This window comes from Actinoplanes flavus, assembly GCF_017592555.1.
GTDB classification, from domain to species: domain Bacteria; phylum Actinomycetota; class Actinomycetes; order Mycobacteriales; family Micromonosporaceae; genus Actinoplanes; species Actinoplanes flavus.
The window spans coordinates 40,851-55,008 of the sequence record NZ_JAGFNS010000047.1; the positions used below are offsets into that span (position 1 = coordinate 40,851).

Annotated in this window: 10 protein-coding genes; 5 read left to right on the forward strand and 5 right to left on the reverse strand. The window is 70.8% G+C overall.

The window, feature by feature from the left end; all coding sequences use genetic code 11:
- Positions 1 to 41: 41 nt before the first annotated feature.
- Together J5X75_RS41040 and J5X75_RS41045 are read right to left on the reverse strand one after the other, a co-directional pair.
- Positions 42 to 869 (reverse strand): aldo/keto reductase, encoded by an 828-nt coding sequence (locus tag J5X75_RS41040; RefSeq protein WP_208473136.1) that lies wholly within the window; start codon positions 867 to 869, stop codon positions 42 to 44.
- Between the two features lie 26 nt (positions 870 to 895).
- Positions 896 to 2,083 carry an MFS transporter gene (locus J5X75_RS41045; protein WP_208473137.1) on the reverse strand — a complete coding sequence of 396 codons (1,188 nt, stop codon included), beginning with the start codon at positions 2,081 to 2,083 and terminating at the stop codon, positions 896 to 898.
- A gap of 131 nt (positions 2,084 to 2,214) precedes the next feature.
- On the opposite strand from J5X75_RS41045, the gene J5X75_RS41050 reads away from it, so the two are divergent.
- The 4 genes from J5X75_RS41050 (at position 2,215) to J5X75_RS41065 (ending at position 5,844) form a co-directional block, all read left to right on the forward strand.
- On the forward strand, positions 2,215 to 2,652 hold the full coding sequence (locus J5X75_RS41050; RefSeq protein WP_208473138.1) for a MarR family winged helix-turn-helix transcriptional regulator: 438 nt from the start codon (positions 2,215 to 2,217) through the stop codon (positions 2,650 to 2,652).
- A 135-nt stretch (positions 2,653 to 2,787) separates the two neighbouring features.
- Positions 2,788 to 4,080: an extracellular solute-binding protein gene (locus J5X75_RS41055; protein ID WP_208473139.1), complete on the forward strand. Its 1,293-nt coding sequence runs from the start codon at positions 2,788 to 2,790 to the stop codon at positions 4,078 to 4,080.
- Positions 4,081 to 4,132: 52 nt separating this feature from the next.
- On the forward strand, positions 4,133 to 5,014 hold the full coding sequence (locus tag J5X75_RS41060; RefSeq protein ID WP_208473140.1) for a carbohydrate ABC transporter permease: 882 nt from the start codon (positions 4,133 to 4,135) through the stop codon (positions 5,012 to 5,014).
- Positions 5,011 to 5,844, forward strand: coding sequence for a carbohydrate ABC transporter permease (locus tag J5X75_RS41065; RefSeq protein ID WP_208473141.1), 834 nt, complete (start codon positions 5,011 to 5,013; stop codon positions 5,842 to 5,844). Before J5X75_RS41060 ends, J5X75_RS41065 begins: the two co-directional genes overlap by 4 nt.
- A gap of 1,919 nt (positions 5,845 to 7,763) precedes the next feature.
- Here the strand turns inward: J5X75_RS41065 and J5X75_RS46615 are convergent.
- The 3 genes from J5X75_RS46615 to J5X75_RS41080 all read right to left on the reverse strand — a co-directional run bounded on the left by J5X75_RS46615 (position 7,764) and on the right by J5X75_RS41080 (position 10,081).
- The gene (locus tag J5X75_RS46615; protein WP_504739695.1) at positions 7,764 to 7,988 is read right to left on the reverse strand and encodes a hypothetical protein; all 225 of its coding nucleotides are present in this window, start codon (positions 7,986 to 7,988) and stop codon (positions 7,764 to 7,766) included.
- A gap of 182 nt (positions 7,989 to 8,170) precedes the next feature.
- Positions 8,171 to 8,737, reverse strand: a complete 567-nt coding sequence (locus J5X75_RS41075; protein ID WP_208473142.1) for an RICIN domain-containing protein — start codon at positions 8,735 to 8,737, stop codon at positions 8,171 to 8,173.
- A gap of 345 nt (positions 8,738 to 9,082) precedes the next feature.
- The gene (locus tag J5X75_RS41080; RefSeq protein WP_208473143.1) at positions 9,083 to 10,081 is read right to left on the reverse strand and encodes a serine hydrolase; all 999 of its coding nucleotides are present in this window, start codon (positions 10,079 to 10,081) and stop codon (positions 9,083 to 9,085) included.
- Positions 10,082 to 10,218: 137 nt separating this feature from the next.
- On the opposite strand from J5X75_RS41080, the gene J5X75_RS41085 reads away from it, so the two are divergent.
- Complete coding sequence (locus J5X75_RS41085) at positions 10,219 to 13,827, forward strand: nSTAND1 domain-containing NTPase (protein ID WP_208473144.1); 3,609 nt, start codon at positions 10,219 to 10,221, stop codon at positions 13,825 to 13,827.
- The last annotated feature ends 331 nt before the right edge of the window (positions 13,828 to 14,158 follow it).

Consider the following 14,158-nt stretch of genomic DNA (forward strand, 5'->3'; position numbering starts at 1 on the left):
CCCGGTGGACGGGCCGCGGGTCCGGGGGTACGGCATCCGGGTCAGCCGTTGAAGGTGGCCGGGTGGGGCCCGGTGCGGCCGTCACGGTCGAGGGCGTCGATCGCGGCCAGTTCGCCGGCGGTGAGCTCGAAGCCGAAGACGTCGAGGTTGGCGGCGATGCGCGCGGGTGTCACCGACTTGGGGATCACGATGCGGCCCTGCTGCACGTGCCACCGCAGGATGACCTGGGCCGGGGTGACGCCGTGTGCCCGTGCGGCCGCGACGACCGGGGCCTCGGTGAGGACGGCGCCCTGCGCGAGCGGGCTCCACGCCTCGGTGGCGACGCCGCGGGCGTGGCCGGCGGCGGCCGTCTCGCGGTTCTGCAGGGCCGGGTGCAGTTCGATCTGGTTGACGGCGGGTACGGTGCCGCCCAGCGCGATCACGCGGTCCAGGTGTTCCGGGAGGAAGTTGGAGACGCCGATCGCGCGGGTCAGGCCGTCGGCGTACAGGTCCTCGAGGCCTTGCCAGGCGTCCAGGTAGGCATCGGTGGCGGGGGCGGGCCAGTGGATCAGGTACAGGTCGACCCGGTCCAGGGCGAGCCGCTCCAGGCTGGCGTGCAGAGCGTCGCGGGCGGATGTACGGCCCAGGTCGGCGATCCACAGCTTGGTGGTGACGAACAGGTCGTCGCGGGGCAGGCCGGATGCGGCGATCGCCCGGCCGACGCCGGTCTCGTTGCCGTAGACGGCGGCGGTGTCGATGCTGCGGTAGCCGGTTTCCAGGGCGGTGGCGACGGCGGCCTGGGTCTGCGCGTCGGGGATCTGCCAGACGCCGAAGCCGACCTGCGGGACGGTGACGCCGTTGTTGAGAGTGACGGCGGGGATGTGGGTCATCGGTTCCTCGTTCGGGTCAGGTGTGGTCAGCGCGCGGCGGTTGCCGGCGCGGGGGTGGTGCGGCCGGCGAATTCGCCGCCGGGCAGGCGGGTCGCCAGCAGGTAGACGAGCAGGGCCGCGGTGGTGACGGCGGCGCCGGCCCACAGCGGTGAGGTGTAGCCCAGACCCGCGTCGATGGTGCTGCCGCCCAGCCAGGCGCCGAAGGCGTTGCCGACGTTGAAGGCGGCGATGTTCGCGCCGGAGGCCAGGGCCGGCGCCTGGGCGGCGTGGCCGAGGATGCGCATTTGCAGGCCGGGCACGGTGGCGAAGCCGAATCCGCCCATCAGCAGCAGGGCGACGACGGTGGCGACCTGGTTGCCGGCGGTCAGGGCGAATCCGGCGAGGACGGCGGCGAGCCCGGTGAGCAGCACGATCAGGGTGACGGGCAGGTTGTGGTCGGCTGCCCGGCCGCCTGCGATGTTGCCGGCGAACAGGCCGAGCCCGAACACGATGAGCAGCCACGGTACGGCGGTGGTGGGGAAGCCGCCGACCGCGGTCAGGGTGTAGGCGAGGTAGCTGAACGCGCCGAACATGCCGCCGTACCCGAGGATCGTCACCAGGATCGACAGCCAGACCTGCCCGCTGGTGAAGACGCGGAACTCGCCGAGCAGGCTGCCGCCGGCCGGGGCGGGGGTGGCCGGGATCAGGGCGGCGATGCCGGCGAGAGCGAGCACGCCGATGACCGCGATCGCCCAGAACGTGGAGCGCCAGCCCGCGGACTGGCCGAGGAAGGTGCCGAACGGAACGCCGAGCACGTTGGCGACGGTCAGCCCGGCGAACATGATCGAGATGGCCGCGGCCCTCTTCTCGGCCGGCACGAGGTCGGCCGCCACGACGGAGCCGATGCCGAAGAAGGCGCCGTGGCACAGCGCGGCGAGGACGCGGCCGAGCATCATGAGGCCGTAGTCGGGGGCGATCGCGGAGAGCAGGTTGCCGGCGATGAACAGCACCATCAGTCCCAGGAGGGCGCGCCGGCGGTCGACGCGGCCCAGCGCGGCGGTGAGCCCGATGGCCCCGATCGCGACGGCCAGGGCGTACCCGGAGATGAGACCTCCGGCGACCGCTTCCGTCACCTGGAAGTCGGCGGCGACCTCGGGTAACAGGCCGGCGATCACGAATTCGGTCAGGCCGATGCCGAACCCGCCGATGGCGAGCGCGTACAGAGCGAGGGGCACGGAGAACTCCTTCTGGCGTGCAATAACAAGCGTGTGCACTAGTTGCATGTGCAACGAGTAGATAGTTGCAGGCGCGCTATATCGGCGCAAGACGGTGTAGGGTGAGCAGCATCTCCGCGGAAGGGACCGACATGGGGATTGGCAACGACGCGGTCGAGATCCGCGCCCAGGGCTGGCGCCGACTGGCCGCGCTGCACGGGCTCATCGAAGCGGCCCTGGAGAAGGAGCTTCAGGCCGCACACCGGCTCTCGGTGGTGGAGTACACCGTGCTCGACGCGCTCAGCCGCCAGGACGGCTGGCACATGCGCATGCAGCAACTCGCCCGGGCAGCCGCACTGTCCAGCAGCGCGACCACCCGCCTGGTCACCCGCCTGGAGGATCGCGGGCTGCTCACCCGCGTCCTGTGCGCCGACGACCGGCGCGGGATCTACACCGAGCTGACCCCCGCCGGGCAACAGCTGCTCGACCAGGCACGCCCCACCCACGACCGGGCGCTCGAGGAGTCACTGACCCACGCCGAGAAACTGCCCGAGCTGGAGAGCCTGGTCGCAGCGCTGCACGTGACCTGAGCCGCCCGGCCGGCGCCGGGCACCTTCTTGCCAGCAAGCCAATAGCCAACCGGGCGCGCCCAGGCATGGAATACGCGACAGTGGAATAGGCGGCCTCACCGGACCGCCAGGAGGGCTTTCAAGGAGCAGAAGTCCATGAAGGCGCGGATTCCACTCGCCGGGGCAGCCGTCTTGCCCCTGATCCTGACCATCACCGGTTGCAGCGCAGGCGACGACACGGCGGCCACCGGCGACGCCACCGCCCGCGGCGCCATCGACGTGTGGTTCTCGAACAACGCGCAGGAGGTCGCCTGGGGAAGACAGGTGGTGCAGGCGTGGAATGCCGCCCATCCGGACGAGCAGGTCACGGCCCAGCAGATCCCGGCCGGTCAGACGTCGGAAGCGGTCATCTCGGCCAGCATCATCGCCGGGAACGCCCCGTGCTTGATCTACAACACGTCACCTGCCGCCGTCCCGGCCTTCCAGGCGCAGGGCGGTCTGGTGCCGCTCGACGACTTCGCCGACGGCACGAGCTACGTGACCGCGCGCTCGGGTGAGCTCGGCGCCCAGTACAAATCCCCGAACGGCAAGATCTACCAACTGCCGTGGAAGTCGAACCCGGTGATGCTGTTCTACAACAAGACGGCGTTCGCCAAGGCAGGCATCAGCACCACCGCTCCCCCGCTGGCCACGTACACCGACTTCCTGGCCACCGCACAGAAGGTGGTGTCGAGCGGCGCCGCCAGGTACGCCATCTTCCCGTCGCCGTCGAGCCAGTTCTTCCAATCATGGTTCGACTTCTACCCGATGTTCGTGGCGGAAAGCGGTCGGCAACTCGTCGTCGACGCCAAGGCCACGTTCGACTCCGACGCGGGCCGGGCGGTCGCCGGCCTCTGGCGGCAGTTGTACGCCCAGAACCTGGCGGGCAAGGAGGCGTACACCGGTGACGCGTTCGCCGACGGCACCGCCGCCATGGCCAGTGTCGGCCCCTGGGCCGTCACCGCGTACCAGGACAAGGTCGAGTGGGGCGTCACCGCGGTACCGACGCGAACCGGCTCGGCAGAGAATCAGTCCACGTTCAGCGACGCGAAAGACGTCGCCCTCTACACCGCCTGCACCAACCGCGGTACGGCCTGGGACTTTCTGAAGTTCTCCACCAGCTCCGAGCAGGACGGCGAACTGCTCGCGATGACCGGCCAGATGCCGCTGCGGCAGGACCTGGTGCGGGAGTATCCGGCGTATTTCGCGGCGAATCCGCAGTACAAGGTGTTCGCGGCCAAGGCGGCCCACGTGATCGACGTGCCGAACACGCCGGCTTCCGTCGAGGTGTGGCAGACCTTCCGGGACGCCTGGACGAACTCGGTGATCTTCGGCAAGGAGGATCCGGACAAGGCTCTGGCGGACGCGGCCGCGACGATCGACGACCTGGTGCATCGATCACGGAGGTGATCCGTTGACCGCTGTCACGCCCGCGGCGAGACCGGCCCCCAGGCGGCACCGGATGACGGCCTCAATCCTCGGCCGTCATCCGGTCGGGCTGCTACTGAGCGCCCCGTACGCGGTGTACATCGCCGCCGTCTTCGCGTACCCGCTGGGTATGGCCGTGTGGATCTCCTTCCACGACTACATCTTCACCGCGCCCGGGGTGAGCGTCCCCCGGCCGTTCGTGGGCACCGACAACTACACCACCGCGCTGGCCGACCCGGCCGTACGCCAATCGTTCGTCAACATCCTGATCTTCCTCGTCATCAACGTGCCGCTGACCGTGGTGCTGTCGCTGCTGCTGGCCACCGCCCTCAACGCGGCGATCCCGTTCCGCACGTTCTTCCGGGTCGGCTTCTACGTCCCGTACGTGACCGCGAGCGTGGCCGTGGTCGGCGTGTGGCTGTTTCTGTTCAGCTCCGACGGGCTGGTCAACCAGGTGCTCGGCGATCTGGCTCCGGACCCGTCGTGGCTGATCAACGAGAAGTGGGCGATGCCGTCGATCGCCCTCTTCGTGACGTGGAAGCAGCTCGGCTTCTTCATCCTGCTGTACCTGGCCGCGTTGCAGAACGTGCCGAGCGAACTCTACGAGTCGGCGGCGGTCGACGGCGCGGGCCGCTGGCGCAGCTTCCGGGCGGTCACGATTCCGGGCGTACGGCCGGCCACGACCCTGGTCACCCTGCTGGCGATCATCACCGGCGCGAATCTGTTCACCGAGCCGTACCTGCTGACCAACGGCGGCGGCCCGAGCGGCAGGTCCGCGTCGCCGGTGCTGCTGATGTATCAACGCGGCATCGAGCAGCAGCACCCCGACGTCGCCGCGGCGATCGGTGTACTCCTGGTCGCCGGCGTCCTGCTCCTCGCCGGGGCGCAGCGACTGCTGGAACGGAGCCGAGAATGACCCGGGGCCGCTCGTGGTGGCGCACGATCGCCTTGACTCTCGGCGCGATCGTGTTCCTGTTCCCGTTCTACTACATGATCGTCGGCTCGCTGCAGGCAACGCCGGACACGTCGCTGAGCGGCGCGCTGCCGAGGCCGGACAACCTCAGCCTCGACAACTATCGCGAGATCAACGCCGCCATCGGCCTGTGGCGGTCACTGCTCAACTCGGTGATCGTCACCGCGGGCGTGGTCGTCGGCACCCTGGTCTTCGGGGTGCTGGCCGGCTATGCGCTCGCCCAGTTGCGGTATCGCGGCCGCGGCACCCTCTTCGCCGCCATGCTGCTGCTCCAGGTCATCCCGTTCCAGCTGCTCGTCATCCCGCTGTACGTACAGGTCGTGCGCGGCTACGGCCTCGCCGACTCGTACCTCGGCATGATCCTGCCCTTCGTGATCAATTCCGTCGCGGTGTTCGTGTTCCGGCAGTTCTTCCTGCAACTGCCGGTCGAGCTGTTCGAGGCGGCACGGCTCGACGGAGCGAGCGAGATCCGCGTACTGCGCTCCGTCGCCCTTCCGCTCGTCCGTCCCGCCCTGCTCACCGCGACGCTGCTGACGTTCATCGGGCCGTGGAACGAGTTCCTGTGGCCGTTCCTGATCACGAAAGAGACCGGTATGCAGCCGCTCGCGGTGGCGCTCGCCAACTACATGAGCACGGTCGCGTCGGCCGCCAGCAACCCGTACGGCGCGATCCTGGCCGGCGCCTGTGTGCTGGCCGCCCCGGCGGTCCTGCTCTTCATCGCGTTCCAGCGGCACTTCGTCTCGTCCGACCTGGGTTCCGGGGTGAAGGGGTGAAGGGGTGAAGGGGTGAAAAGCATGCCGATGATCCGGCCCGCTCTCACCGCGGCGCTGACCATCGCCGTGCTGCTGGCCGGCCCGGTCCACGCCGTCGCCGCGCCCGCCGTGCCGACGGACCCGGCCGTGCTGAGCAACCTGGACCACCTCGACTTCCTCACCGACACGGTGCGGCCGCCGGCCCAAGCCGGGCACACCACCTACCGGCTCGACGACGAACCGTCCATCGGTGTGCTCTGGGTCTACGCCGACGACCTGCCCGACGGCGGCTACCACCGGGTGGGCGGCGGCACCTACGACGCGCGTACCGGCACGTACGGGCAAGGCGCGTACGACGCCGACGATGTCGCCCGTGCCGCGGTGGTCTACCTGCGCCACTGGCGGCAGTTCGGTGACCGGGCCAGCCGCGATCAGGCCTACCAGCAGCTGCGCGGCCTGACCTACATGCAGACGGCCTCCGGCCCGAACGCCGGCAACGTCGTGCTCTGGATGCAACCCGACGGGACGCTGAACCCGAGCCCGGTCCCGGTCGAGACGCCGGACCCGTCCGACACCGCGGCGTCGTACTGGCTCGCGCGCACGATCTGGGCGCTGGGCGAGGGCTACGCCGCCTTCCGTACCGCCGACCCGCCGTTCGCCGCATTCCTCTCCGAGCGCCTCGACCTGTCCATCGCCGCCCTCGACCGGCAGGTGCTCGGCCGCTTCGGTGACTATCAGGTCGTCGACGGCAAGCGGATGCCCGCGTGGCTGATGGCCGACGGCGCGGACGCCAGCGCCGAGGCGGTGCTGGGGCTGAGCGCGTACGTCCGCGCGGGCGGACCGCCCACCGCACGGGTCGCCCTGGCCCGGCTGGCCGACGGCATCGCCGACATGGGCGGCGGCACCGGCGTCTGGCCGTACGGCGCCGTCCTGCCCTGGGCCCGGTCGCGGTCGCTGTGGCACGCCCGGGGCGCGCAGATGCCGTCGGCGCTGGCCGAGGCCTCGATCACCCTCCGCGACCCACGGCTGCTGGCACCGGCGCTGGCCGACGCCGCCGGCTTCACGCCGGGCCTGCTCACCGCGACCGGCCCGATCAACGGCCTGCTGCCCGCCCCGATCGACAATTCCCAGATCGCGTACGGGGCCGACGCCCGCGTACAGAGTCTGCTGTCGGTGTCGAGGGCCGCCGGCTCGGCCGGCCTCCGTCGACTCGCCGGTGTCGCGGCGGGCTGGTTCTTCGGCCAGAATCCGGCCAACGTCCCCCTGTACCACCCGGGCACCGGCGCCACCGACGACGGCGTGAACGGCGACGGCACGGTCAACTCCAACTCCGGCGCCGAGTCGACGATCCACGGCCTGCTCACGATGCTCGCCCTGGACGCGGCTCCCGATCTGGCCGCGCTCGCGAAGGCGGCCGGTCCGGTGGTGGAGCGCGATGGCCGGCATACGGTCGAGGCCGAGTCCGGACGGCTCGACGGCCCGGTCTCTGTGGTGACCCCGGCATCGGCGTGGACCGGCGAGTCGCAGTGGAGTGGTGACGCCTACCTGCGGGTCAGGGCTGGTGGCCGAGTCAGGTGGACCGTGCCCGCGGCCGCCCAGCCCAGGCTCGTGGCAGCGGTGATCAACCGGGTGCCCGGCCCGGGCGGCGTGACGACCTTCGCCTCACTCGGCAGTGTCAGCCACGGGGGCGGCGGTGCGCAGGGCGCGTCCCCCGCCCCCGGCGTGCTGCTCCCGGTGGCGGTCACCGGGCACCTCCCGGCGGGTGCGACCGAACTGACGGCGACCGGCGTACGCGGAAGCGGCGACCTCGACGCTCTCCTGCTGACACCGCTCGTGTCCGTCCTGGTCACCCGGCGGGCCGTACTGCTCTCCAGCGCGGCCCGGACATCACGGCGCGTGACGGTCGACGTGCCGGGCACCGGACCCGCGGTCGCTCACAGTTACGACCACCTCGGCCGGGCGGCCGGCATCACCGGTGGGCGGGGCCCCATCACGCTCGACGTGCCCGCGGGCGGCTTCGTGGTGGCCGCCGAACCGTGGCCCGATCCGGTCTGCACCCTCGAGGGCGCCGGGCTCGCCGCGCCGGCTCGGCGAGAGACCGAGGGCCGGATGTTCTGGTTGAGCCGGAACAGGTTCGCCGGGTCGTAGCGGTCCTCGACCGCCACCAACCGCTCGTACGTGTCCTTCGGGTAGGACGCCCGGACGCGGTCCTCGCCGGCCTCACCGGTGAATCCGCCTCATCGACCCGGCCCGATGTGGTCAACAGGCGGCGGTAGCGGCTCTCAAGCTCGAACGCTTGGCCGGGGCGTCGCATGGACGCCTCGGCCGGTGCCCAGCATGGCCGGGGTCATCGTGCGTAGGGATACCACCGCTGATCGTCGCCGCCGCCGAGGCAGTTCCAGATGATGACCTGTGCTCTCGGAACGATGTATGCGTTGCCGCCACCCGCGACGGCGAGACACATGTTTTCTGCGCCGACATTCCTGAATCCCCGTACGTCGCCGTAGTAGATCGGCGCCCACTGCTCGTACTCGTTGTCCTCGTCGAACCACCACTGGATCACTTTCGTGCCGTTGGTGTGGCCGTTGCCCTGAACGGAGAGCGCGAACGGGCTCGCGGGGTTACGGAGGTAGACGTAATTGCTGACGCCGACGGGCTGCTGCGTCCACAGTTGGTCAGCAACCCCAGTCCCGCCCTCGTTGAATGACTGCCAGAACATGATGGCGTCGGCGCCCGCGCCGGCGCCGGAGCCGCCGCGGATGGACAGGTACATCACCGCGCCGTTCTCGGTGCGCTTCAGGTTCTCGAGCAATCCGTACCCGGCAGCCTGGCCAGCCGACGGAGTCACCGCCACCAGCGCCGCCGACGCGATGAGCGCCGCCGTGAACGCGTGGAGAACTCGCCGTAGTCTCATCCTCTGAACCCCGCCCCTTAGATCATCTTCCATGGGTTGGTCATCCTGTCAGCTGTTTGCATGCCGGTAAAGATCCCGATCGATCACCCTGCGGACTCAAAGCTCCATTCAGGACGACTCCCCTGCCCAAGGCGAACGTCAGCCCTGAGAACGGATCGCGAGATGCGGGCGTCGGCAGGGTCGGTCGGCGTCTTGTCTGGAAGGTCCGCCGATGAAGTCGCTCACTGAGCCATTTCAACGGGACGGTGCAGCTCACGGTAAGTACGGCGACCCGGTGTCTACGCGACCGCGCGGCGGTGGCCGGCTCTTCGGCGTCGGTCACCGCCGTTGGCGGTGCCAGCGTGGTCAGCCGCCGTTGACCGGGTGGAACGGCTTGGGCAGGGTGCGGGGCACCGCCGAGCGGGCCGTGACCGCGGGGACCACCGGCAGGCTGTTCATCAGAGCGCGGCCGATCTTGGCGTGCGCCTCCACGGCCGGATGGGTGGCGCCGTAGTTCTCCGGATCGCCCAGCCCTTCGGCGAACATCGCGTACGTCAGCAGCGGCAGACCGTCGACGCCGAACATGATGCCGACCTCGTGCCGGGACTCGCCGAGGCTGTTGAAGTCGGCGCCGTACTTGGTGGCGACGCGCTCCCGTTCCCGCGACGACATCACCCGCCGGACACCGTCGTGGTAGCCGTTGAGCCACCGGGTGACGCTGAGCAGGAAGTCGCAGGACTCCGGCTTGAGCAGCGTCTTGGTGGCCAGCCGCCACAGCAGGTCGTGCATCTCGCGCGGCGTCGTCGTACCCAGGTAGAAGCGGTTCGGATTGGCGACCGGCTCGACCCGGGTGTGCACGAACCCCTTGGCCGCCAGAATCTCGTTGATCTCCAGGGCCGGCACGACACGACCACACATCCGTACGGCCGTGTTGTCGGACACCAGCAGCATCGCGGTGAGGAAGTTCGCGACCGTGATCTCGTCACCCCACACCCGGTGCAGATGGTAGATGCCGGAGCCGCCGAGGATGATGTCGGCCGGCAGGTCCAGCTTGGTGCCCAGACTCAGCAGACCCCGGTCGATCTTGTCCAGGACGGCCGTGGCGACCGCCAGCTTCTGCACGCTGTACCCGTTGGTGACGTGGTCGGCGTCGTCCTGCACGATGGGCCGCAGCGCGCCGGTCGAGTTCACCGCGGCGATGTGGGTACGCCAGAGGCCGCCGGCCTTGGACTTCTCCCGCTCGTACACCTTCCGGATGTGATCGCGTCCGGAGGGTGCGGCGTCGGCGGGGCCGCCCACGCCCGCGCCGGTGACCGCCGCGGCGCCGATCCCGAGCACCGAACGACGGGACAGGCTCGATGACATCGCGTCTCCTCAGTGGATGGACGGTGAATCACGGCGCAACGTACACCATGCCCGCTCCGCCGGCGGGCTGCTTGGCTTTCCGGCTCTCGCCGGTGACACTGGCTCCAACGCATTGAACTCTATGAATGTGGTGGGCGATGCCGCGACCGGAACGTTCGCTGGATCCCGCCGCCGGCCCGGTACAACTGCTGGCGGCCGAGCTTCGTGACCTGCGCCGTCAGGCCGGAAACCCGGGATACCGGGCGCTCGCCGCCGCGAGTGGCTACTCGGTCGCGACGCTGGCCAACGCCGCGGGCGGCCGGCAGTTGCCGAGCCTTCCGGTGACCCTGGCGTTCGTCCGGGCCTGCGGCGGCGACCCCACGGTGTGGGAACGGCGGTGGCGGCAGGCGTCCGCCGAGCTTGCCGCATCCCAGCCCGGCAACGGAAAGCCGCAGGCGAAAGCCACCGATGAACGGCCGCCCTACCTCGGACTGCTCAGCTACGGCGCCGATGACGGGGATCGGCTGTTCGGACGGCAGCGGATCCTCGCACAGCTGCTCGACATGCTCGACCGCAACCGTTTCGTGGCCGTGTTCGGCGCCTCCGGCAGCGGCAAGTCGTCGCTGCTGCGGGCCGGCCTGATCCCCGCATGGCTCCGCCACGGCACCCGAGGCCCCGCCACGGTGATCACCCCCGGCGCCGAGCCGCGCCGCAGTCTGCGGCAGGCCCTGCCACAGGGTCCGTCGCTGCTGGTCGTGGATCAGTTCGAAGAGGTGTTCACGCTCTGCCAAGACCCGGCCGAACGAGACGACTTCATAGCCCGGCTCGCTGCCGCCGACGAGCCGGGCAGGCATGTCGTGATCGGGGTCCGCGCCGACTTCTACGGCCGATGTGCCGAGTCCGCGCCGCTGGCCTGCCTGCTCGCGGGCGCCAACATCCCCGTGGGCCCGCTGACGGCCGACGAACTGCGGGAGGTGGTCACCGAACCGGCCCGGCGCGCCGGGCTGAGCGCCGAACGGGCATTGGTCACCAAGATCGTGGCCGATGCCGAGGGCCAGCCGGGCGCCCTGCCGCTGGTCTCGCACGCGTTGCTGGAGACCTGGCGGCAACGCCGCGGTGAGGTTCTGACGGTGGCCGGCTACGAGGCCGCCGGCGGGATGAGCGGCGCGATCGCCCAGACGGCGGAATCGGTCTATCAGGGGCTCGCCGCGCCCGACCGGGAGACGGTCCATCAGGTACTGACCCGGCTGGTCGCCCTCGGCGAGGGCGTGCCGGACACCCGCCGCCGGGTCCAGCGTTCCGAGTTGGACCAGCCCGAGGTGAACAGGGTTCTGGACGCGCTGGCCGAGGCCCGGCTGCTGGTGCTCGGCGCCGACACCGTCGAGATCGCCCACGAAGCCCTCATCGAGGCCTGGCCCCGGCTGGACGACTGGCTGCACACCAGCCGCGACGACCTGCATCTGCATCGCCGTCTCACCGAGGCCAGCCAGATCTGGCGATCACATGACCGCGACAGCGGCGCGCTGTACCGGGGAGCGCCGTTGACCGCGTGGGACGGCCGTAGCCTTCAGCGGCTCAACGCCCTGGAACTGGAGTTCCTGACGGCCAGCCGCGACCGGCAGGCCCGGGAAAGAAACGCCCGGCGGCGCCGCATCAGGTTCGCCCTGACCGCTCTGGCCGCCGGGATGGCGGTGATGACGGTGCTGGCGGCCGTCGCCGGCACGCAGGCGTCGCGGGCCAACAACCAGCGTGATCTGGCACGGTCCAGTCAGCTGGTGGCCCACTCCCGTGCGCAGGCTCAGGTCGATCAGGAGGTCGCCCTGCTGCTGGCCATCGAGGCATACGACACCCAGCCGACCGAGGAGGCGCAGACGGCGCTGCGCCAGGCGGTGACCGATTCCCGGGTACGAGCGATCGTTCCCACCGGCCAGGGGCAGGTCCTCGCGGTGGCGTTCCAGCCCGACGGCTCCGCTGTCGCCAGCGCGGGCACCGACGGCACCGTCCGGCTGTGGCAGCGCGCCGAACCCGACGGGCTACAGCCCACGCCACGTGTCTTCCGCCTCGGCGACACGGTGCTCAACGACCTCGCGTTCAGCCCGGACGGGCGGCTGGTCGCGGTGGGCGGCGCCGACGGCCTGGTCACGGTGATCGATGTGGCCCGTCGGGGGATGACCGTCCTGCGTATGCCGGCGGACGACACCGTGCACGCGATCGCGTTCAGCCCGGACGGCCGGCGGGTGGCCGCCGCCATCAGCGACGGCACGGTACGGGTCTGGGAGGTCGCGGGACAGCGGCCCCCGGTGACGTTAAACCTGGGCAGCCCAGCGCTCGGCGTGGCTTTCAGTCCGGACGGCCGGCTGGTCGCCGGCAGTGGCACCGCCACGATCCGCATCTGGGACACGACCGGCACGGGTACGCCGAGGACGCTGACCGGACACGAGGGCACGGTCAAGAAGCTGCATTTCAGCCCCGACGGCCGGCTGCTGGCAAGCTCCGGCAGCGACGGCACCGTACGGATCTGGCCCGTCACCGCGGCCGGGGCGCCGGTGGTCCTGAGAGGCAACGACTCCTACGTCGAGACCGTACGGTTCAGCCCGGACGGCCGGCGGGTGGCCAGCAGCCACAGCGGCAGCAACACCATCCGCATCTGGAGCGTCACCGGCGACCACGATCCGGTGGTGCTGCGCGGACACGACGGCGCGGTGTGGAGCCTCGCGTTCAGCCCCGACGGCCGGCGGCTGGTCAGCTCGAGCACCGACGGCACCCTGCGGTTCTGGGATCCCGGCGTCGCCGCCGACCCGCTGATCCTGCGCGGCGACGACGGGCCGGTGTGGGCGGTCGCCGCCGGTGGCCGGACGCTGGCCGGCGGCGGGGCCGACGGCAGGGTCCGTGTCTGGCGGGATCCGTGGACCGCGGGCCCGGCGATCCTGCCGGGCCATCTGGAGGAGGTCTCCACGGTCGCGGTCAGCTCCGACGGGCGGTGGGTGGCCGGCGGCGGCAGGGACCGGACCGTCCGCGTCTGGGACGCGCAGACCGGTGACGTGCGAGCGGTGCTACGTGGCCACACCGAGCCGGTGTCGAGTCTGGCCTTCAGCCCGGACCGGCAACGGCTGGCCAGCGCCGGCAACGACGGCACCGTACGGATCTGGCCACTGGACGGCGGGCCGGCCCTGGTGCTGCACGGACACGTCGGCGGCGTCGGCGGCGTCGCGTTCAGCCCCGACGGGCAGCACGTGGCCAGCGTGGGCGCTGACGGCGCCGTCCGTATCCGGCTCGCCGACGGCACCGGCGCCCCCGTACACATCCAGGATCAACCGCCCGGCCGGCAACTCTGGTCGGTCGCGTTCAGCCCGGACGGCGGCCACGTGGCCGTCAGTGGCCAGGACGGCGCCGTACGCATCTGGCGGATCGACGGCCAGGGACCTCCGACAGCGCTGCTCGGTCACCGCGACGCGGTCTGGAGCGTCGCTTTCAGCCCGGACGGGCGGCTGCTCGCCAGCGGCGGCCAGGACGGCGACGGCGTACGGATCTGGCAGGCTTCGACCGGGCGGGAACTGGTCACCGTCCGCGGGCACGGCGCCACGGTCGAGCAGGCCCGGTTCCTTCCCGATGGCCGGCTGATCACCGCGCACGGCGACGGCACGGTACGGGTCTGGCAGTGCCACGTCTGCGGCCCGGACTCCGACGTTCGCCGCCGAGCCGGCACGCTGGTCACCCGCGCTCTCACCGCGGCCGAACGTGACGCGTTCGGCGTTCCCGCACGCTGACCCGCGATCGTCTGACGCCGTCCTGCCCGGCATCGATCCGGTGCGGCGCCGGAAGTCGGTCCACATCAGAGGCCCGAATCAGTCGACGGCTCCCTTGCACTGCTGTGACCTGCGGTTGTTTACCTGCGCGCGGGGCTACTAAACAACCTGGCCGTCGGTTTCGCTGAGAGCCGGCACCTGCGCTGTGCCGGTGGATTCGAGAAAGGAGTTTCAATGACCATGTCAAGCCGCGTACGGCGTGATCGGCGGTGAGGGATGGAACTCACGGCCGTCTCGCAGCAGGGCCCAGATGACGTCGATCAGGCGGCGGGCCAGGGCGATCAAGGCTTGG